Genomic DNA, 18,952 nt, shown 5'->3' on the forward strand with positions numbered 1-18,952 from the left:
GCCACCGGTACGAGCACGTCTGCGCTCGGCACCGTCGTCGACATTCGCCCCCGCCCCGCTGCGCCATCACACCAGGAGTACCGCCGTGAGCCTCATCGTGCAGAAGTTCGGTGGGTCATCGGTGGCCGATGCCGAGAGCATCAAGCGCGTGGCGAAGCGCATCGTCGAGACCCGCAAAGCGGGCAACCAGGTCGTCGTCGCCGTCAGCGCCATGGGTGACACGACCGACGACCTCATCGATCTCGCCCACCAGGTCGCGACGCTGCCCGACCCGCGCGAGATGGACATGCTGCTCACGACGGGCGAGCGCATCTCGATGGCGCTGCTCGCGATGGCCATCAAGAGCATGGGCCACGACGCGCGCTCGTTCACCGGCAGCCAGGCCGGCATGATCACGGATGCTCAGCACGGCGCCGCCCGCATCGTCGACGTCACCCCGGTGCGCGTGCAGGAGGCGCTCGATGAGGGAGCCATCGCGATCGTGGCGGGCTTCCAGGGCTTCAACCGCGACAGCCGCGACATCACGACGCTCGGACGCGGCGGCAGCGACACGACCGCCGTCGCGCTGGCCGCGGCGCTCGGCGCCGACGTGTGCGAGATCTACACCGACGTCGACGGCGTGTTCACGGCCGACCCGCGCGTGGTCAAGAACGCGCGCAAGCTCGACCGCGTCACGACGGAGGAGATGCTCGAGCTCGCCGCGGCGGGCGCGAAGGTGCTGCACATCCGTGCCGTCGAGTTCGCCCGTCGGCACGGCGTCACCCTGCACGTGCGGTCGTCGTTCTCGCCCAACGAGGGCACCTGGGTCGTCACCCCGAAAGAGGGAGAAGCAATGGAAGAGCCGATCATCACCGGAGTGGCCGGCGATCTGAGCGAGGCGAAGATCACCGTGGTCGGTGTGCCCGACACCCCCGGCATGGCGGCCGACATCTTCACGATCGTCGCCGAAACGGGCGCCAACATCGACATGATCGTGCAGAACGTGTCGACCGCGGCGACGAGCCGCACCGACATCAGTTTCACGCTGCCCAAGAGCGACGGCGAGAAGGTGCTCGCCGCGCTGCGCGCGACGCAGGCGACGCTCGGCTTCGAGTCGCTCGCCTACGACGACCAGATCGGCAAGCTCTCGGTCATCGGCGGCGGCATGCGCACGAGCGCGGGCGTCTCGGCCCAGCTCTTCACCGCGCTGAAAGACGCGCGCATCAACATGGAGATGATCAGCACCTCCGAGATCCGCATCTCGGTGGTCATGCGCGCCGACATCCTCAACCACGCCCTGCAGATCGTGCACACGGCCTTCGGGCTCGACGGCGAGGCAGAGGCGGTCGTCTACGCAGGAACGGGGCGGTAGTCATGGGTTCGACGGTCAACATCGGCGTCGTCGGCGCCACCGGTCAGGTCGGCGCGGTCGTGCGCCAGCTGCTGCTCGAGCGCGACTACCCCGTGGGTGAGCTGCGGTTCTTCGCCAGCTCGCGCAGCGCGGGAACGGTCATCCCGTGGGGAGACCGCGAGATCGTCGTGGAGGATGCCGAGACGGCCGACCCGAGCGGGCTCGACGTCGCCATCTTCAGCGCGGGAGCGACCCTGAGCAAGGCGCAGGCGCCCCGGTTCGCCGCGGCGGGCGTGACGGTCGTCGACAACTCGAGCGGCTGGCGCATGGACCCGGAGGTTCCGCTCGTCGTGAGCGACGTGAACCCGCACGCGATCGACCAGGCCGTCACGGGCATCATCGCCAACCCCAACTGCACGACCATGGCGGCCATGCCCGTGCTGAAGGTGCTCGACGCCGAGGCGGGCCTTCAGCGGCTCATCGTCAGCACCTACCAGGCTGTGTCGGGCGCCGGGCTGGCGGGCGGCGAAGAGCTGCTCGAGCAGGCCAACGCCGTCATCGTGCAAGACGCGATGGGTCTCGTGCACGACGGTTCGGCGGTCGAGTTCCCGCCGCCGGTGAAGTTCCCGAAGAACATCGCCTTCAACGTGATTCCCCAGGCGGGCAGCTTCGTCGACGACGGTCTCGGCGAGACCGATGAAGAGAAGAAGCTGCGCAACGAGTCGCGCAAGATCCTCGAGCTGCCCGAGCTGCTCGTGAGCGGAATCTGCGTGCGCGTGCCGGTGTTCACGGGCCACTCGCTCGCGATCAACGCCGAGTTCGCGCGCGCGATCAGCCCCGAGCGGGCGCGCGAGTTGCTGGCCGACGCGCCGGGGGTTCAGCTGATGGATGTTCCCACCCCGCTCGACGCCGCCGGGGCCGACCCGAGCCTGGTCGGGCGCATCCGCGCCGACGAGGGTGTTCCCGGTGGCCGCGGGCTGGCGATGTTCATCAGCAACGACAACCTGCGCAAGGGCGCCGCCCTCAACGCCGTGCAGATCGCGGAGCTGCTGGCCGCACGGTTGCTGGCCGACGCCACCACGGCCTGAGTCGCGCCGTGCCCATCAGCTCGTACGCCGCGATCGGCGACAGCTACAGCGAGGGCATGGGTGATGAGCGGCCCGATGGCACGCCGCGCGGGTGGGCCGACCTCGTCGCGGCAGGGCTCGCGCATGCCGCCGGCGGCACGATCGGCTATGCCAACCTCGCCATCCGCGGTCGGCTGCTCGAGCCGATCCTGACCGAGCAGCTGCCCGCCGCGCTCGCCCTCGCCCCCGAGCTGCTGAGCATCAACGGCGGCGGCAACGACATCCTGCGACCGTCGGTCTCGATCGAGGCCGTCGCCGACCGGCTGGTCGCCGCCGCCGAGCAGGCGCGGGCGACGGGTGCGCGCGTCATGATCGTGAGCGGGGCCGATCCGACCCGGCACATCCCGATGGGCGCGGTCTTCTCGCGGCGCGGTGACGCGCTCGCCGTCGCCGTGCGCCATCGCCTCGCTGGAGGCGAGGTGCTCTTCGTCGACAACTGGAGCGACCCGCGGCTGCCGGAGCTGCGCTACTGGTCGGTCGACCGGCTGCACCTCAACAGCCGGGGCCACGCCCTCGCCGCGGCGAACGTGCTGGCTGCGCTCGGGGTGGCCGTGGCGGCCGGCCCCGACGCGCCCGACGCGGGCGACGACCTCGAGCGCCCCCGCACGGCGGAGTACTGGCGGCGCTACGTGCTGCCGTGGATCGGGCGACGCCTCACCGGGCGATCGTCGGGCGACCACCGGCAGGCGAAGCGGCCCGCGCTCGAGCCCTTCGGGCCCGAGCTGGCCTGAGTCGGCGCACGGCTCGACGATGCGGGAGCATCCCGGCGAACGGTCAGGCCGACCGCGTCGAATAGGGGGCATGCTCGCCCGACGCTCCGCCCTCGCCGCCCTGCTCGCCGCCGCACTGACCGCCCTCGTCGGATGCTCGCCCACCGCCAGCACCGGCACGAGCCCGGGCGTGCCGCCGGGCGACGGGCCGATCGTGGCCTTCTACGGCGACTCGTACACGCTCGGCACTGGAGCGAGCGACGCGAGCCTGCGCTGGTCGACGCAGATCGCGCTCGACCGCGGGTGGCGCGAAGTGAATCCGAGCGTCAACGGCCTCGGCTTCGTCAACAACCGCCCGAGCTTCGCCGACGACGACCTGCCCGCCCAGATCATCGCGCTGCAGCCCGACATCGTGTTCGTGACGATGGGGCTCAACGACAACTTCTCGTACGACGTCGCCGCCGAGCAGATCGAGCAGCAGATCGACGCCGACCTGCAGCGGCTGACGAGCGCTCTGCCCGATGCGCGGTTCGTCGTCGTCGAACCGTTCTGGTACACGCCCGAACGCCCCGCGTCGCTGGAGATCATCATCGGATGGGTGCGCTCGGCCGCCGAGCGGTATGGTGCCGACTACATTCCCGGCGCGTCCGACTGGATCGCCGGGAAGGAGGGTCTCATGGCCGAGGACGGCCTGCACCCCAACGACGAGGGCTACGCGCTCATGACCCGGCTCATGGACGACGCGCTCACCGCGCTCGGGCTCTGACTGCCGTCGGCGGTCAGGGTGCGACGATCGGCGTCGTGACGCTGCCGATGCGCTCGACCTCGATCGTCACGGTGTCTCCCGGGCCGAGCAGCACCGGGGGAGTGCGCACGTAGCCGACGCCCTCGGGGGTGCCCGTGACGATGATGTCGCCGGGGTGGAGGGTCATCGTTCGGCTCACGAGAGCGAGAACCTCGCCGAGCTCGAAGATCATGTCGCGCGTGTTGCCGTCTTGCATCGTCTCGCCGTTGACGATGGTGCGCACGCGCAGGCCGTCGCGCAGGTCGCCGACCTCGTCAGCCGTCACGAGATCGCCCATCGGGCCGGAGTTGTCGGAGTTCTTGCCGAGCGTCCACTGCGCGGTGAGCTTCTGGGCACGGCGGGCCGACAGGTCGTTGAAGGCCGCGTACCCGAAGACCGCGGAGCGGGCGGTGTCGGCGTCGGCGGCGGCGATCGGGGCGCCGACCACGGCGGCGATCTCGCCCTCCCAGTCGAGACCGGCTTCGTCGACGGGCACCGGGGCGGGGGTGCCGTCGGGCACGAGCGAGGCCGTCCAACGGCCGAAGATCACCGGGTGCGTCGGGGGGTCGAAGCGGCCTTCGGCGGCGTGGGCGACGTAGTTGAGCCCGAGGCAGAGCACGCGCGCGGAATCCGGCACCGGATGCGCCAGCGCGACGCTGCCGGCCGCGATGCGCGCGGCGTCGGTCGAGGCGAGCGCCGCCTCGGCCCGCGCGGCGCCCGCGGCCGGGTCGGCCCAGAACGCGGCGACGGGCCCGAGGGGGATGAGGTGCTCGCCCTCGCGCGCGGCGAGGTGGCGGTCGCCCTCGGGGGTGATGTAGCCGATGATGCGCACGCGAGACCTCCCGATCGGAGCGCCGCTCCGGCGCTCGGCAAAACATTACAACGTTTAGCAGGTTTGTCTAGCGATCGAGCGCGCGGGCTGTTAGCGTGCGGACATGGTCATCGAGGCTCCCGCGACGCGCGCGCAATCGCTCGCCGCGACGATCGAGCGCACGATCGTCGAGCAGAAGCTGCAGGCGGGCGACCCGATCGGCACCATCGAGAGCTGGCGGGCGAGCTCGGGCTTCGCGCGCGCCTCCGTGAGCGAAGCGCTGCGGCTGCTCGTCGATCGCGGTGTCGTCGAGATCCGCCCGGGGCGCGGCGGCGGCGTGTTCGTCGCGCGCACCGGACCGGTCGTGCGCCTGCGCCACACGCTCATCAGCGTGCACGGCGAAGCCACGACGCTCGCCGATGCGATCGCCATCCGCGAGTCGCTCGAACCGCTGCTGGTCGCCGACGCGGCACGATCGCGCACGGCCGCCCAGGTGCGACGGCTCCGCGCGCAACTGGCGCGCCTCGACCGCGCCCTCGGCGAGCACGACGCCTTCGTTCGCGCGGTGTGGGCGCTGCACGAGGAGATCGCCGCCATCACGCCCAACGAGATGCTGCGGGCCATCTACCTCACGATGATGCAGGTCATCGGCGAGCACGCCGACCGCGCCGTGAGCGATGCCGAGCGCCCCGACCAGGCCGAGGCCTACCGCGCGCACCGGCTCGCGGTGCACCGCGAGCTGGTCTACGCGATCGACGCGGGCGACCTCGAGCGGGCATCCCGCGCCGTGATCGCGCACGCCGAGGAGGCCGGGGCGTGACGGGCCCGCTCGCTGACCTGCTCGTCGTCGATCTGAGCCGGGCGCTCGCCGGCCCGCACGCCGCGATGATGCTCGGCGACCTCGGCGCGCGCGTCATCAAGGTCGAGACGCCGGGCACGGGCGACGACACGCGCGGCTGGGGGCCGCCCTTCGTCGGGCCGGCCGATGCGCGCGAGAGCACCTACTTCCTCTCGGCCAACCGCAACAAGCAGTCGATCGAGCTCGACCTGAAAGACCCCGACGACCTCGAGACCCTGCGCGCGATGCTGCGGCGGGCCGACGTGCTCATCGAGAACTTCCGACCCGGGGTGCTCGACCGCCTCGGGCTCGACCCGGCCGCGCTGCAGGTGCTGAACCCGTGGCTCGTCGTGCTCGCGATCTCGGGCTTCGGCCACGACGGGCCCGAGGGCGGGCGCGCCGGTTACGACCAGATCGCGCAGGGCGAAGCCGGCCTCATGTCGCTCACCGGCTCGGGCCCCGACGATGTGCAGCGGGTGGGCGTGCCGATCGGCGACCTGCTCGCGGGAATGTACGGCGCCTACGGCGTGCTCGCCGCGCTGCACGAGCGCGCCACGACCGGCCGGGGCCAGGTCGTGCGCACCAGCCTGCTCGCGGCGATCGTCGGTGTGCATGCCTTCCAGGGCACGCGCTACACCGTCGCGGGCGAGGTCGGGCGAGCGCAGGGCAACCACCACCCCTCGGTCGCGCCCTACGGCCTGTTCGCCACGGCCGACGGGGCTATCCAGCTCGCCGTGGGCAGCGAGACCCTCTGGAGGGCGTTCTGCCCCGTCATCGGTCTCGACCCGGATACTCCCGACTTCGCGACCAACAGCGCACGGGTCGCGCATCGGGCAGAGCTCATCGCGACGATCGAGCGGGCCTTCGCCGACCGTGCGAGCGCCGCCCTGCTCGTGCAGCTCGCCGCCGCCGGGATCCCCGCCGGCGTCGTGCGCTCGATCGACGAGGTGTACGCCTGGCCGCAGACGCGGTCGCAGGGTCTCGTCGTCGAGGTCGAGCACCCCACCCTCGGAACGATCGAGCTCCCGGGCCCGCCCCTGCGCTTCTTCGACTTCGCGGGCGGCGAGCAGACGCGGCGCGAGCACGCAGCACCGCCCACCCTCGGCCAGCACGGCGCGGCCGTGCGGGCCTGGCTCGACGAGGAGGCCCCCGATGCGCGCGCATGATGTGCACGCCCACTACTACCCGCCCGAGTACGTCGCCGTCGTGCGCGAGGTTGCGGCCGAGGAGGGTCGCGCCGGCGAGGTCGCGCGCGCCTTCCTGCAGCACCGCATCATCACCGCCGTGCCGACCTTCCTCGGCGCGGTCGACGAGCGGCTGCGCCTCATGGACGCGGCCGGCATCGAACGCCAGCTGCTGAGCTTCGCCTCGCTGAACATCTGGCACCCCGACGCGGCCACGCGGTCGCGCCTGGTCGCGGCCTTCAACGATGGATGCGCGGCCCTCGTCGACCTCCACCCCGACCGCTTCGGCCTGCTCGCCTCGCTTCCCCTGCCGCACGTCGAGGAGGCGGTGGCGGAGGCCCGCCGAGCGCGGGGGCTTCCGGGGTTCGCCGGGTACAGCATCCCGACCCACATCGACACCGTGCCGATCGATGCCGCGCAGTGGCAGCCCGTGTACGCGGCTATGGCGGAGCGGCCCGCCCTCGTGATCACGCACCCCGACGGCTTCTGCGCTCCGGGCGCGCTCGCCGACCACGGCATGGAGTGGGCGATCGGAGCACCCTTCGACGACACGATCGCCGCGGTGCGGCTGCTCGCCTCGGGCCTGCTCGATCAGCACCCGGCACTCACCTGGGTCATCCCCCACCTCGGCGGCACGCTGCCCTTCCTGCTGCACCGGCTGCTCTGGCGCTGGAAGCTCGAATCCGAGCTGCTCGGCACCGAGGATCACGCCTCGAGCTCGCTCGAGCGTCTGCTGTTCGAGACCGCCAATTGCTCGCCGCACACCCTGCGGCTCGCGCTCGACGTGCTGCCCGCGGGGCGCATCGTGTTCGGCACCGACTTCCCGTTCGTCGACCCGACCGATCTCGCGCGGCCGGTGCGGCTCGTGCGCGATGCGCTCGCGCCCGCCGAGGCCGACGCGATCCTGTTCAGCCGACTCGACGACCTTCTTCCCCCCACCTCACCCTCGATCGCGACGGAGCCCTCATGACCTCGACCCTGCAGCGCTGGCCCGAGGGTCGCACGGGCGCGCTCGCGATCTCGATCATGTTCGAGCAGTGGGATCCGGGTGTCGCCCCGGGCCTCGGCCCCATGGGCAACCCGCTCCCGGCGGGGGCACTCGACCACCAGGCGGTCTCGTGGGCCGACTACGGCTGGCGCACGGGCGTGTGGTCGGCCCTCGCGCTGCTCGAGAAGGAGCAGCTGGCGGCGACCTTCTACGTGAGCGGCATCCTGACCGAGACGGCTCCGGATGCGGTGCGCGCGATCGCGGAGGCCGGTCACGAGATCGCGGGGCACTCCTGGGCGCAGAACCGCGTTCCGGCCCTCATCGGGCCCGAGGAGGAGCGCGCCGAGATCGCCCGCTGCTCCGCGGCGATCACGACCGTGAGCGGGCAGCGCCCGCGCGGCTGGATCAGCCCGCGCTGCACGCCGAGTGCGAGCACGAGCGCGTTGCTCGCCGCCGAAGGCTACGAGTGGCACGGCGACGTGTTCGACGCCGATCTGCCCTACTGGCGCGAGACGCCCGAGGGCCGCATCGTCGCGTTGCCCTTCGGCATGGAGATCAACGATCTGCCGATGACGGTGCGCTACGGCCAGCCGACGCGCGAGCTCGTGTCGAGCTTCGCGTTCGAAGCCTCGACGCTCGCGGCCGGCCGCCGGCTCGGCTACATCGATGTCACGCTGCACGCGCACGTGGGCTGCCGACCCGCCGGTCTGCAGGCCCTGACCGAGATCATCGCCGAGGCGCGACGACTCGACTTCTGGATCGCCACGCGCGGCGACCTGGCTGACCACTTCGCGGGCGACTGAGCGAGTCGACCCGCCCGCGCGACCTCTACGAGGTGGCGGGCTCGCCGAGGTTGCCGAGCCGCTCGCTCATGCGTCGGGCCGCGTCGCGGACGGCCGCGCCGACCTCGTCGATCGAGAGCTTCTGCAGTCGGTCCATGGGGCTGCTGAGCGTGAGGGCCCCGGCGCAGCGTCCGGCGGCGTCGAAGAACGGTGCGGCGACACCGCCGCCGTTGGGCACCCAGCGCCCGGGGCTGTACGAGTACCCGAGCCGCAGGTCTTCGTCGATCTGGGCCCGCACGGCGTCAGGGTCGGTGAGGCTCGAGTCGGTGTGGGCGACGATCGGCTGCGCGAGGATGCGGTCGCGCTCGGCGGGGGTGAGCCCGGAGAGGATCGCCATGCCGGATGCCCCGCTCACGAGCGGGAACGCCTTTCCCATCTCGATCACGTAGCGGATCGTGTTGTCGCAGTCGACTTTGGCGCGGTAGACGAGGGTGTCGTCGACGCGGGCGACGGCGTAGCACGTCTCGTTGAAGCGGGCGACGAGCGACTTGAGCAGGGGTTCTGCGGCCTTCGCGAGCGAGTCGCGCTCGCGCAGGGCGGCGACGATGGAGAACAGCCGCGGCCCGGCGGCGTACACACCGCGCTCGCGCTCCTGCTCGACGTAGCCGAGCTCTTCGAAGTGGGTGAGGATGCGGCTCACGGCGCTGCGGTCGATCCCGGTGCGCCGGGCCGCTTCGCGCACGCCGATGCCGTCGACGTGCGTCGCGACGAGCTCAAGCAGCGTGATGGCGCGCGAGAGCATGCCCGACTTCTGCCCGGCGGCGGCTGAGGAGGACTCCATAGTCGTCATGCTACTGAAACTCGCGCGTCGCTCGGCTTGACACGGTCGGAGTCGACGGGGAAGATAACAAGACAACGTCTTGATAAACAAGACACAGGCCAGCTGGGTCTCAGGGTCGTCACGGCCACGGGTTCCGAGGTCGTGACGACAAAGGAGTCATCATGACGAACATGACAGGCGCGGAATACCTCTCCCGCGCGCTCGACGCGTACGGCGTTGAGGCCGTCTTCCTCGTTCCCACGGCGCTCAGCGCGACGCTCGTCGCCATGGAGAACGAGACGGCGATCAAGCGCATCGTCACGCATGGCGAGAAGGCCGCCGCCTACATGGCCGACGGCTACGCCCGCGCGACCGGCAAGCCCGGAATCTGCATGGCGCAGAACATCGGCGCCGCCAACCTCGCCGCCGGCCTCCGCGACGCCTACCTCGGCAACTCGCCGGTCATCGCCCTCACGGGCGGCCCCTACGAGTGGAGCCGCGGCCGCAACTACTACCAGGAGATCGAGGACTTCCCGCTCTTCAAGCCGGTCACGAAGTCGAGCCGACAGGTGTTCGACGTCACGCGGCTGCCCGACCAGCTCGACCAGGCCTTCCGCGACGCCACCACGGGCAAGCCCGGGCCGACGCACCTCGAGCTCGCCGGGCACACGGGCGACATCATCGAGAACCAGTCGTTCGACGCGACCGTGCCGGCGCCGGGAGTGCGACGTTCGCCCGCGCTCCGCGTGGCTCCCGACCCCGAGGCGATCGCCGCGGCGGCCGCCGCGCTGCGCGCCGCGCGCCGGCCCGTCATTCTCTCCGGCGGCGGCGTGCGCACCTCGGGTGCCTCGGAGGAGGTCGTCGCGCTCGCCGACCGGCTCGGCGCGCCGATCGCGACCTCGCTCAACGGCAAGGAGACCGTGCCGGCCGACCACCCGCTGTCGATCGGCATCCCGGGCCTTTACGCCCGAGCGAGCGCCAACCAGATCATGCTCGAGGCCGACCTCGTGATGTACGTGGGCAGCCAGACGGGCAGCCAGGTGACGCTCACCTGGCAGGTGCCTCCGACGAGCACCCGCGTCGTGCACCTCGACATCGAACCGACCGAGCTGGGTCGCCACTATCCCGACACCGTGCCGGTGGTGGCGGATGCGCGGCTCGGGCTCATCGCGCTGCTCGAGGCGCTCGGCCCGGTCGACACCGAGCAGACCCGCCCGTGGCGCGAGCGCGCCGCCGAGCTCACCGCCCGCTGGCGCGAGAGCGTCGCCGACCTGACCGGCTCGGAGGCCGCACCGCTGCGACCGGAGCGCCTGACGAGCGACCTCAGCTGGCTGCTGCCCGACAACGCCATCGTGGTCTCCGACACCGGGCACGCCGGCATGTGGACGGCCGGCTACCTCGACCTGGCGAAGCCGCAGCAGGGCTTCCTGCGGGCGGCGGGCTCGCTCGGCTGGGGTCTTCCCGCCGGCATCGGCGCGCAGATCGCGCGGCCCGACGCCCAGGTCGTCGTCTTCACGGGCGACGGCGGGCTGTTCTACCACCTCAGCGAGCTCGAGACCGCGGCCCGGTGGAACGTGCCGCTCACGATCGTCGTCAACGACAACCGCTCGCTCAACCAGGAGATCAACCCCTACACGGTGGCCTACGGGGGCGCGCTCTCCGGGCGCCACCACGAGCTGTGGCACTTCAACGACGTCAACCTCGCGACCGTCGCCGAGAGCCTGGGCGTCACGGGCATCCGCGTCACGAAGCCGAGCGAGCTCGAGCCCGCGATGGCCCGCGCGGCCGAGATCGACGGACCCGTGCTCATCGACGTGGTCTCCGACATCGACGCGGTCGCACCCAAGGGCTCGGCCGCCCGAGCCCCGCACTGACCGACGGCCCTGCGCTGACTGACGGCCCGCACTCGACAAGGACATCCATGACCCCCCACTCCCTCACGGTCCGCGCGTTCCTGGAGAACGCCGTGGAGCGCAACGCCTCCGAGCCGTACCTGATCTGGGCGGGCGCGGACGGCGTGAGCGAGCAGCAGTCGTATGAGCAGTTCAACGCGCACGTCGATGCGGCCGCTGCGTACTGGCACCACATGGGCGTGCGCAAGGGCGACCGCGTGGCGTTCATGGCCGACAACAGCCCGCACTTCCTGCACGCGTGGCTCGGCCTCGCCAAGATCGGCGCGGTGCTCGTGGCGATCAACACGGGCTTCAAGCTCGCCGAGGCGCAGTACCTCGTCGAGCACTCCGAGGCGCGGTTCGCCCTCATCGATCCCGCGCACGGCGAGCTCTTCGGGCGCATCGGGGAGAACGCGCCCGGGCTGCACTCGACGCTCGCGCTCGGGCCGGCCGACGGCTACGACGACTTCGTGGCGGGGGCGACGCAGCTCGGCGGTCGCGCGCCGAGCGTCGACCTCGACCCCGACGACCTCATCTCGCTCATCTACACCTCGGGCACGACGGGCCGCCCCAAGGGGGTCATGCAGTCGCACCACAACTACGTCATGACCGGGCAGGCCTTCCCCCACTGGATGGACATCCATCGGGGCGACCGCATCTACGCCTGCCTCCCGCTCTTCCACATCAACTCGCAGGCCTACTCGACGATGGGCGCGATCGGGGCCGAGGGGGCCATCGTGCTCGCCCCACGGTTCAGCGCCAGCCGGTTCTGGCCCGACGTGCGCGAGCACGGCGTGACAATGTTCAACATGATCGGTGCGATGACGGTCATCCTGTCGAAGAAGGAGCCGAGCCCCGACGACCGCGACCACCGCGTGCGCGTCGCCTACGGGGTTCCGGCTCTGCCGCACGCGGTGCGCACCGAGATCGAGCAGCGCTTCGGCATCGCGTGCATCTCGGGGTTCGGCATGAGCGAGACGACCTACGGCCTGCTCGAGCCCGTGCACGAGCCTCGCCACCCCGATTCCATGGGGATCCCGCGGTCGCACCCCGACCCCGCGTACCCCGCCACCGAGGTGAAGGTCGTCGACGCCGAGGGCGTCGAGGTGCCTCGCGGAGAGGTGGGAGAGCTCATCGTTCGCAACGCGGCGATGATGCTGGGCTACTTCAAAGACCCGGAGAAGACCGCTGAAGCCCTGCGCGACGGCTGGCTCTACACGGGCGACAGCGCATGGCAGGCGGAGGACGGCTACTTCTACTTCGTGGATCGCAAGAAAGACATCGTGCGTCGCCGCGGTGAGAACGTGTCGTCGCTCGAGGTCGAGATGGTCGTCAACACGCACCCGACCGTGCAGGAGTCGGCCGTGATCGGAGTGCCCTCCGACCTGACCGATGAAGAGCTCTGCGTGTTCGTCGTGCCGCGCGAGGGCCAGACCGTCGACCCCGAGACGATCATCGCCTGGTGCGACGAGAACCTCGCCGCGTTTAAGGTGCCGCGCTTCGTCGAGATCGTCGAGGCGCTGCCGAAGACCCCCACCGCCAAGATCGAGAAGCATCGCCTGCGGTCGGGCGACTACGTCGCGGGCCCTCGCTTCGACGGCGGAGTGCGCTCGACCAAGGCCGGCGCGCGCGGCTAGCGCCGAGCATCCACCAGCATCCACCCCCATCCGACGACCAGACCAGATCAGACAAGCCGAGAGAGAGAAGGACACGATGGCAACGACGCCGACGGTCGAGACCGTGCGCGAGCTCGTGAAGCAGTACTCCAACTGGGGGCGCTGGGGCACCGACGACCAGCTGGGCACGCTCAACCACCTGACCCCCGAGCGCGTCGCGGCCGCGGCCGCGTGCATCCGCTCGGGCAAGCGCATCTCGATGGCCCTGCCGATGGATGCGACCGGGCCGCAGGTGAGCGGCGGATTCGGCGGGCGCTTCAACCCCATCCACCTGATGTTCCGCGACGGCGGCGACATCGCCATGGGCACCGTGGTCGACGAGTTCTACGGCGGTCGCGACCGCCACCTGCGCGGCACCGACGACCTCATCATCATGGCGCTGCAGTCGTCGACGCAGTGGGACGCCCTCGCGCACATCTTCTTCGACGGCCACATGTACAACGGCTTCACGCCCGACCAGGTGACGAGCAAGGGCGCCAAGGTCGGCGCCGTCGGCCTCGCCGCCGACCAGATGGCCGGGCGTGGCGTGCTGCTCGACATCGCGCGGCTCAAGGGCGTTGCCGCGCTCGAGCCCGGCTACGCCATCACGGCCGCCGACCTCGAGGCCGCCGAGAAGATGCACGGCGTCACCGTCGGCGCGGGCGACTTCCTCATGGTGCGCACGGGCATGATGGGCGAGCGCAAGGGCAACTGGGGCGACTACGCGGGCGGCAACGCCCCGGGCCTCGGGCTCGAGTCGGTGCCGTTCATCCATGGCCGCGACATCGCCGGCCTCGCCGTCGACACCTGGGGCATGGAAGTGCTGCCGAACGAGACGCCCGACGTCTTCCAGCCGCTGCACTGCGTGTTCATCGTCGGCATGGGCCTCTGGGTGGGCGAGATCTTCGACCTCGAGGCGCTCGCCGACGACTGCGCCGCCGACGGCCAGTACGACTTCTTCTTCTGCGCTCCGCCCATGACGTTCACGCGCGCGGTCGGTTCGCCCGTCAACCCCATGGCCATCAAGTGACGGTCGGGGCGCCCGGCCATTTCTCGATCGCCGTGCTGCCGGGGGACGGCATCGGCCTCGAGGTCATGCCGCCCGCCCTGCAGGTCGTCGACCTCGTGGCCGAGCACCAGGGCTTCGCGGTGACGTGGACCGAGTACCCGTGGAGCTGCGCCTGGTACCACGAGCACGGTGCGATGATGCCGGAGGACGGCATCGAGCGGCTCAGGGCGCACGACGCGATCCTGCTCGGCGCGGTCGGCGACCCCTCGCTGCCCGATCACCTGTCGCTCTGGGGTCTGCTCATCCCGATCCGGCGCGCGTTCCAGCAGTACATCAACCTGCGCCCCGCGCGGCTGCTGCCCGGCGTGCCGAGCCCGCTGCGCGACACGAGCCGCGGCATCGACATCCTCGTCGTGCGCGAGAACAGCGAGGGCGAGTACAGCGAGGTCGGCGGCCGGGTCTTCCCCGGCACGCCCGACGAGCTCGCCGTGCAGGAGGCGATCTTCTCGCGCCGCGGCACCGAGCGCGCCATCGAGTTCGCCGTCTCGCTCGCGAAAGACCGGAAGAAGCAGGTGGTCTCGGCGACGAAGTCGAACGGCATCATCCACTCGATGACCTTCTGGGACGAGGTGTTCCGCGATGTCATGGCGAAGCATCCCGACATCGAGGGTCGCCTCATGCACGTCGACGCCCTCGCGGCGCGCTTCATCAGCCACCCGCACGAGCTCGATGTGGTGGTCGGGTCGAACCTGTTCGGCGATATCCTCACCGACATCGGGGCCGTCATCGTCGGCAGCATGGGCATGGCGCCCTCGGCGAACCTCAACCCCTCGGGCGAGTACCCGTCGATGTTCGAACCCGTGCACGGATCGGCGCCCGACATCGCCGGTCGCGGCATCGCCAACCCCATCGGCCAGATCTGGTCGGCGGCCATGATGCTCGACCACCTCGGCCGGCCCGAGGCGCATGATGTCATCATGCGCGCGGTTCACCGCGTGCTCGGCGAGACCGACGTGCGCACCGCCGACCTCGGCGGCACGGCCACGACGGCCGAGGTGACCGAGGCGGTGCTCGCCGCCCTGCGCAGCGAGCTGGAGGGATGACCATGGCTGATGTCGCACGCCCGCCGATCGTCGCGCGCGGCGAGGAGAAGGTCTGGTTCGACCGCCTGCGCGAGCACGAGCTGGTCTTTCAGCGCTGCACGGGATGCTCGCACGCGGTCTTCCCGTTGCGCACCGTGTGCTCGCACTGCCAGAGCGAGTCGCTCGACCTCGAGCGCTCCGCCGGGCGGGGCGCCGTGTACTCGTTCACGGTTCAGCACCGCGCATCCCACCCCTTCTTCCAGCCCGAGCTGCCGATCACGCTCGTGCTCGTCGATCTCGACGAGGGCGTGCGCGTCGTCGCGAACCTCGTCGACAGCGCGCCCGACGTCGCGCGCATCGGCATGCGCGTCGAGGCCGTGTTCGACGACGTCGAACCCGAGTTGACGCTTCTGCGGTTCCGGCCGGCGGCGGGGGAGGAGACCTCATGAGCATCCGCGGTACGAGCGCCATCGTGGGCGCCGCTCAGGTCGACACGTTCCGCACGGAGGGGAAGTCGCCCGTCGGCCTCATGAGCGTCGCGGTGACCCGTGCGCTCGCCGACGCGGGGCTGAGCCTCGCCGACGTCGACGGGCTCTTCACGGCCTCGTCGTACTACGCCTTCCCGACCCTCACGCTCGCGGAATACCTCGGGATCCACCCGCGGCACATGGATTCGACCGCGCTCGGCGGCTGCTCGTTCATCGCGCAGCTCGGGCACGCCGCGGCCGCGATCCAGGCCGGACTGTGCGAGGTCGCCGTGATCGCCTACGGCAGCACGCAGCGCAGCGACGCCGGCAAGCTCGTGAGCATGGCCGAGAGCTCGCCCTACGAGCAGCCGTACGGCCTCATCCACCCGATCGGCGCCTTCGGCATGGTCGCGCAGCGGCACATGGCGCAGTACGGCACGACGAGCGAGCAGCTCGCGCAGTACGCGGTCTCGGCCCGCGAGTGGGCCCTGCTGACCGACACGGCGCCGTACCCGACGCCGTTGACGGTCGACGAGGTGCTGAGCTCGGGCGTCATCGCGAGCCCGCTGCACAAGCTCGACTGCTGCCTGGTGACCGACGGCGGCGCCGCGGTCGTCATGGTGTCGGCCGAGCGCGCGCGCGACCTGCGCGACAACCCCGTCTACCTGCTGGGCTCGGGCGAGGCGGTCAACCACCGCAACGTCAGCCAGATGCCCGACCTGACGTCGACCGAGGCCGCGCGCAGCGCCCAGCGCGCCCTGCAGATGGCCGGGGTGACCCTCGACCAGCTCGACACCGCGCACGTCTACGACGCCTTCACGATTAGCCTGCTCGTGCTGCTCGAAGACCTGGGGTTCTGCGCCAAGGGCGAGGGCGGGGCCTTCGTCGAGAACGGCAATCTCGCCCCGGGCGGCTCGCTCGCGCTCAACACGAACGGCGCGGGCCTCGCCCAGGTGCATCCCGGCATGCTCGGCATGTTCCTCATCATCGAGGCGGTGCAGCAGCTGCGCGGCGATGCCGGCCGACGGCAGGTGCCGGATGCCCGGCTCTCCCTCGTGCACGGCATGGGCCTGACGCTCGCGGCCCACGCCACGGCCATCCTCTCCACGCACCCCGAACCCTGATCCGCACCACCGACCTACCGCCGAACGAACCCTCCGCCGAATGAACCCTCCGCCGAATGAACAGAGAGCAGCGCAGCCCATGCAGTCGTGCGACCGCCTCACGATCACCGTGCTCGTCGACAACTACATCGACATGCTCATGCCCAACACGGCCACGATCCGCCGTCAGGGCATGCCCGAGCACTTCCTGCCGCGCCGCGGCACGCCGCTCGCCGAGAACGGCATCTCGTTCCTGCTGAAGGCCGAGACGGCCGGGCGAACGACGACGATCCTGTTCGACGCCGGCATGAGCGGCATCCCGATCATCCACAACGCGCGCGTGCTCGGCGTCGACTGGGACGAGATCGACCAGGTCGTGCTGAGCCACGGGCATCCCGACCATTTCGGCGGCATCTACGCGGCCCTCGAGGCGATGGGGCGCCGCGTGCCGCTCGTGGTTCACCCCTCGGCCTTCCATCCGCGCTCGATCCGGCGGCCCGACATGATGATCCAGTACTTCAACCGCGGGCTCACGCAGCGCGAGCTGGAAGACGCGGGTGCGGCGATCGTGGCCGTGCGCGAGCCGCTCGACATCGCGCCGGGCATCATGACGAGCGGCGAGATTCCCATCTCGGTCGATTTCGAGCACGAGGTGCCGGCCGGCCGCATGAGCATCCGCGACGGCCACGTGCATCCCGACCCGATCGACGACTACCTGACGCTCATCATCAACGTCACGGGTGTCGGTCTGGTCGTGCTCGATCCCTGCGGCCATTCGGGCGTGCTCAGCTCGCTCGATCACGCACAGAAGCTGACGGGGGTGGATGCCCTCCACGGCGTGCTCGGAGGCTTCCACCTCGGCCACGCGGGCATCACCCAGCAGAAGATCGACCAGACCGTGGCCGGCCTCGCCGAGCGAGGCCTGCAGCTCATCGCCCCGATGCACTGCAGCGGATTCCGCGCCCAGCGCGCGGTCGCCGAGGCTCTGCCCGAGGCGTTCGCGCTCATGACGGCGGGCGCCGAGCTCGTCATCGAGGCTCCGGCCGCGGCGTGAGCATCCGCCCGTTCATCACGATTCGACACCAGTACCCAAAAAATAAGACAGTGTCTTGACATTGCCCCACCGGGGTGTCACATTTACCAGTACGACGCGCGTACCCGGTCTCGCGACCGGCCGCACGGCACCACCGACCTACCCCGCACCACCCCAATGCACCGAACCAAAGGAGATTCGAGCATGAAGAAGCAGCTGACCTTCGCGGCCATCGCCGCGATCGGCGCCCTCACGCTGACGGCGTGCACGGCGCCCGCCACCGAGCCCGGTGAGGAAGAGCGCCTGTCGCTCACCATGGGCATGGCGTCGGAAGACACCTACACGGCCGAGTGGTGGGGCTGGCTCGCCGCCGACACCCTGGGCTACTACGACGAGCTGGGCCTCGACGTCGAGTTCGTCGCGACCGGCGGCTCGGGCGACGTCATGGAGCAGGTCATCGCCGGCAACCTCGACGCGGGCAACCCCTCGGCTCCGGCCTTCGGCGAGGCCGCGCTCGTCGGCCTCGAGGTCGTGAACGTGTTCACGTACTCGAGCGGCGCCATCTTTGGCATCTTCGTTCCGGAGGACGGCGGCATCACCGACATCGCCGGCCTGCGCGGTGCCAACATCGGCATCTCCGAGCCGGGTGGTGGCGAGGTGGCCTTCCTCGAGGCCGCGCTGCGCGACGCGGGCATCGACCCGCTGACTGAGGTGACCTTCATCCCGATCGGCGACGGCGGCCCCGAGACCCTCGCGGCCCTCGAGAACGGCTCGGTCGACGCGTACTCCACCGCGTACAACGACATCTTCGCGGTGCAGACGGCGGGCGTCACGCTCAACGACCTCACCCCGTCGATCTACAACACCTTCCCGGCGCGCGGCATCATCTCGACCCCCGCGCGGGTGGCCGAGAAGTCGGACGCCTTCGAGGCGTTCGCGCGCGGCACCGCGATGGGCATCTACTTCTGCCTGCAGAACACCGAGGCCTGCCGCGACCTGATGAAGGGCGCGATCCCCGCGGTCTTCGAGCAGAACGCCGATGGCATCTCGCAGGGCGACCTGCGCTTCGAGCTCTCGCTCGAGCAGGTGCCGCCGGCCGACATCAACCGCATCGGTCAGCACGACGTCGAGGGCACGCAGGCGTTCCTCGACCTGATCCAGTCGACCTCGGCCGACTACATCTCGGTCAACGCGGCTGACGTGCTCAACAGCGACTACATCGACTACGCGAACGACTTCGATCGTGCGCGGGTCGAGGCCGACGCTGCGGCCTACGAGTTCCAGAACCAGTAGGCAGCACTCCTCTTCACTCCTCAACGACGAGAACTGAAAGAAAA

At 70.7% G+C, this 18,952-nt stretch carries 18 protein-coding genes; 16 read left to right on the forward strand and 2 right to left on the reverse strand.

What is annotated here, in order from left to right; translation table 11 throughout:
• Positions 1 to 85: 85 nt before the first annotated feature.
• The 4 genes from ACTIE9_RS02615 (at position 86) to ACTIE9_RS02630 (ending at position 3,933) form a co-directional block, all read left to right on the forward strand.
• The gene (locus tag ACTIE9_RS02615) at positions 86 to 1,351 is read left to right on the forward strand and encodes an aspartate kinase (RefSeq protein WP_439564013.1); all 1,266 of its coding nucleotides are present in this window, start codon (positions 86 to 88) and stop codon (positions 1,349 to 1,351) included.
• Between the two features lie 2 nt (positions 1,352 to 1,353).
• On the forward strand, positions 1,354 to 2,418 hold the full coding sequence (locus tag ACTIE9_RS02620) for an aspartate-semialdehyde dehydrogenase (protein WP_439564014.1): 1,065 nt from the start codon (positions 1,354 to 1,356) through the stop codon (positions 2,416 to 2,418).
• 8 nt (positions 2,419 to 2,426) lie between these two features.
• Positions 2,427 to 3,188, forward strand: coding sequence for an SGNH/GDSL hydrolase family protein (locus tag ACTIE9_RS02625; RefSeq protein WP_439564015.1), 762 nt, complete (start codon positions 2,427 to 2,429; stop codon positions 3,186 to 3,188).
• A 70-nt stretch (positions 3,189 to 3,258) separates the two neighbouring features.
• Entirely contained in the window at positions 3,259 to 3,933 is a 675-nt protein-coding gene (locus tag ACTIE9_RS02630; RefSeq protein ID WP_439564016.1) for an SGNH/GDSL hydrolase family protein, read from the forward strand.
• Between the two features lie 13 nt (positions 3,934 to 3,946).
• Here the strand turns inward: ACTIE9_RS02630 and ACTIE9_RS02635 are convergent, their stop codons facing one another.
• Positions 3,947 to 4,783: a fumarylacetoacetate hydrolase family protein gene (locus ACTIE9_RS02635; RefSeq protein ID WP_439564017.1), complete on the reverse strand. Its 837-nt coding sequence runs from the start codon at positions 4,781 to 4,783 to the stop codon at positions 3,947 to 3,949.
• Between the two features lie 103 nt (positions 4,784 to 4,886).
• On the opposite strand from ACTIE9_RS02635, the gene ACTIE9_RS02640 reads away from it, so the two are divergent.
• The 4 genes from ACTIE9_RS02640 to ACTIE9_RS02655 are packed head-to-tail and all read left to right on the forward strand — an operon-like array spanning position 4,887 to position 8,575.
• Positions 4,887 to 5,582: a FadR/GntR family transcriptional regulator gene (locus tag ACTIE9_RS02640; RefSeq protein WP_439564018.1), complete on the forward strand. Its 696-nt coding sequence runs from the start codon at positions 4,887 to 4,889 to the stop codon at positions 5,580 to 5,582.
• Positions 5,579 to 6,766 (forward strand): CaiB/BaiF CoA transferase family protein, encoded by a 1,188-nt coding sequence (locus ACTIE9_RS02645; RefSeq protein ID WP_439564019.1) that lies wholly within the window; start codon positions 5,579 to 5,581, stop codon positions 6,764 to 6,766. Before ACTIE9_RS02640 ends, ACTIE9_RS02645 begins: the two co-directional genes overlap by 4 nt.
• Positions 6,753 to 7,754 (forward strand): amidohydrolase family protein, encoded by a 1,002-nt coding sequence (locus tag ACTIE9_RS02650; RefSeq protein ID WP_439564020.1) that lies wholly within the window; start codon positions 6,753 to 6,755, stop codon positions 7,752 to 7,754. The genes ACTIE9_RS02645 and ACTIE9_RS02650 overlap by 14 nt, the downstream gene beginning before the upstream one ends.
• Positions 7,751 to 8,575, forward strand: a complete 825-nt coding sequence (locus ACTIE9_RS02655; RefSeq protein ID WP_439564021.1) for a polysaccharide deacetylase family protein — start codon at positions 7,751 to 7,753, stop codon at positions 8,573 to 8,575. Before ACTIE9_RS02650 ends, ACTIE9_RS02655 begins: the two co-directional genes overlap by 4 nt.
• A 25-nt stretch (positions 8,576 to 8,600) precedes the next feature.
• Here ACTIE9_RS02655 and ACTIE9_RS02660 read toward each other — a convergent pair whose 3' ends face one another.
• Positions 8,601 to 9,395: an IclR family transcriptional regulator gene (locus ACTIE9_RS02660; RefSeq protein WP_439564022.1), complete on the reverse strand. Its 795-nt coding sequence runs from the start codon at positions 9,393 to 9,395 to the stop codon at positions 8,601 to 8,603.
• Positions 9,396 to 9,556: 161 nt separating this feature from the next.
• On the opposite strand from ACTIE9_RS02660, the gene ACTIE9_RS02665 reads away from it, so the two are divergent.
• The 8 genes from ACTIE9_RS02665 (at position 9,557) to ACTIE9_RS02700 (ending at position 18,908) form a co-directional block, all read left to right on the forward strand.
• Positions 9,557 to 11,248, forward strand: coding sequence for a thiamine pyrophosphate-binding protein (locus ACTIE9_RS02665; protein ID WP_439564023.1), 1,692 nt, complete (start codon positions 9,557 to 9,559; stop codon positions 11,246 to 11,248).
• A 47-nt stretch (positions 11,249 to 11,295) separates the two neighbouring features.
• On the forward strand, positions 11,296 to 12,903 hold the full coding sequence (locus ACTIE9_RS02670; protein WP_439564024.1) for an ATP-dependent acyl-CoA ligase: 1,608 nt from the start codon (positions 11,296 to 11,298) through the stop codon (positions 12,901 to 12,903).
• 76 nt (positions 12,904 to 12,979) lie between these two features.
• On the forward strand, positions 12,980 to 13,951 hold the full coding sequence (locus ACTIE9_RS02675) for a cyclase family protein (protein WP_439564025.1): 972 nt from the start codon (positions 12,980 to 12,982) through the stop codon (positions 13,949 to 13,951).
• Positions 13,948 to 15,033, forward strand: a complete 1,086-nt coding sequence (locus ACTIE9_RS02680; RefSeq protein ID WP_439564026.1) for a tartrate dehydrogenase — start codon at positions 13,948 to 13,950, stop codon at positions 15,031 to 15,033. The genes ACTIE9_RS02675 and ACTIE9_RS02680 overlap by 4 nt, the downstream gene beginning before the upstream one ends.
• Before the next feature lie 2 nt (positions 15,034 to 15,035).
• On the forward strand, positions 15,036 to 15,461 hold the full coding sequence (locus tag ACTIE9_RS02685; RefSeq protein ID WP_439564027.1) for a Zn-ribbon domain-containing OB-fold protein: 426 nt from the start codon (positions 15,036 to 15,038) through the stop codon (positions 15,459 to 15,461).
• Positions 15,458 to 16,603 (forward strand): acetyl-CoA acetyltransferase, encoded by a 1,146-nt coding sequence (locus ACTIE9_RS02690; protein WP_439564028.1) that lies wholly within the window; start codon positions 15,458 to 15,460, stop codon positions 16,601 to 16,603. Before ACTIE9_RS02685 ends, ACTIE9_RS02690 begins: the two co-directional genes overlap by 4 nt.
• A gap of 79 nt (positions 16,604 to 16,682) precedes the next feature.
• The gene (locus ACTIE9_RS02695) at positions 16,683 to 17,636 is read left to right on the forward strand and encodes an MBL fold metallo-hydrolase (protein ID WP_439564029.1); all 954 of its coding nucleotides are present in this window, start codon (positions 16,683 to 16,685) and stop codon (positions 17,634 to 17,636) included.
• 183 nt (positions 17,637 to 17,819) lie between these two features.
• The gene (locus ACTIE9_RS02700) at positions 17,820 to 18,908 is read left to right on the forward strand and encodes an ABC transporter substrate-binding protein (RefSeq protein WP_439564030.1); all 1,089 of its coding nucleotides are present in this window, start codon (positions 17,820 to 17,822) and stop codon (positions 18,906 to 18,908) included.
• Positions 18,909 to 18,952 lie beyond the last annotated feature (44 nt).

This window comes from Microcella sp. (assembly GCF_051860105.1).
Lineage (GTDB): Bacteria > Actinomycetota > Actinomycetes > Actinomycetales > Microbacteriaceae > Microcella.

Bases quoted from the DNA above. Each gene is read 5' to 3' on its own strand.
- ACTIE9_RS02620 (WP_439564014.1), top strand. From the start codon at position 1,354: ATGGGTTCGACGGTCAACATCGGCGTCGTCGGCGCCACCGGTCAGGTC.
- ACTIE9_RS02630 (WP_439564016.1), top strand. From the start codon at position 3,259: ATGCTCGCCCGACGCTCCGCCCTCGCCGCCCTGCTCGCCGCCGCACTG.
- ACTIE9_RS02640 (WP_439564018.1), top strand. From the start codon at position 4,887: ATGGTCATCGAGGCTCCCGCGACGCGCGCGCAATCGCTCGCCGCGACG.
- ACTIE9_RS02650 (WP_439564020.1), top strand. From the start codon at position 6,753: ATGCGCGCGCATGATGTGCACGCCCACTACTACCCGCCCGAGTACGTC.
- ACTIE9_RS02655 (WP_439564021.1), top strand. From the start codon at position 7,751: ATGACCTCGACCCTGCAGCGCTGGCCCGAGGGTCGCACGGGCGCGCTC.
- ACTIE9_RS02660 (WP_439564022.1), bottom strand. From the start codon at position 9,395: ATGGAGTCCTCCTCAGCCGCCGCCGGGCAGAAGTCGGGCATGCTCTCG.
- ACTIE9_RS02665 (WP_439564023.1), top strand. From the start codon at position 9,557: ATGACGAACATGACAGGCGCGGAATACCTCTCCCGCGCGCTCGACGCG.
- ACTIE9_RS02670 (WP_439564024.1), top strand. From the start codon at position 11,296: ATGACCCCCCACTCCCTCACGGTCCGCGCGTTCCTGGAGAACGCCGTG.
- ACTIE9_RS02675 (WP_439564025.1), top strand. From the start codon at position 12,980: ATGGCAACGACGCCGACGGTCGAGACCGTGCGCGAGCTCGTGAAGCAG.
- ACTIE9_RS02685 (WP_439564027.1), top strand. From the start codon at position 15,036: ATGGCTGATGTCGCACGCCCGCCGATCGTCGCGCGCGGCGAGGAGAAG.
- ACTIE9_RS02690 (WP_439564028.1), top strand. From the start codon at position 15,458: ATGAGCATCCGCGGTACGAGCGCCATCGTGGGCGCCGCTCAGGTCGAC.
- ACTIE9_RS02695 (WP_439564029.1), top strand. From the start codon at position 16,683: ATGCAGTCGTGCGACCGCCTCACGATCACCGTGCTCGTCGACAACTAC.
- ACTIE9_RS02700 (WP_439564030.1), top strand. From the start codon at position 17,820: ATGAAGAAGCAGCTGACCTTCGCGGCCATCGCCGCGATCGGCGCCCTC.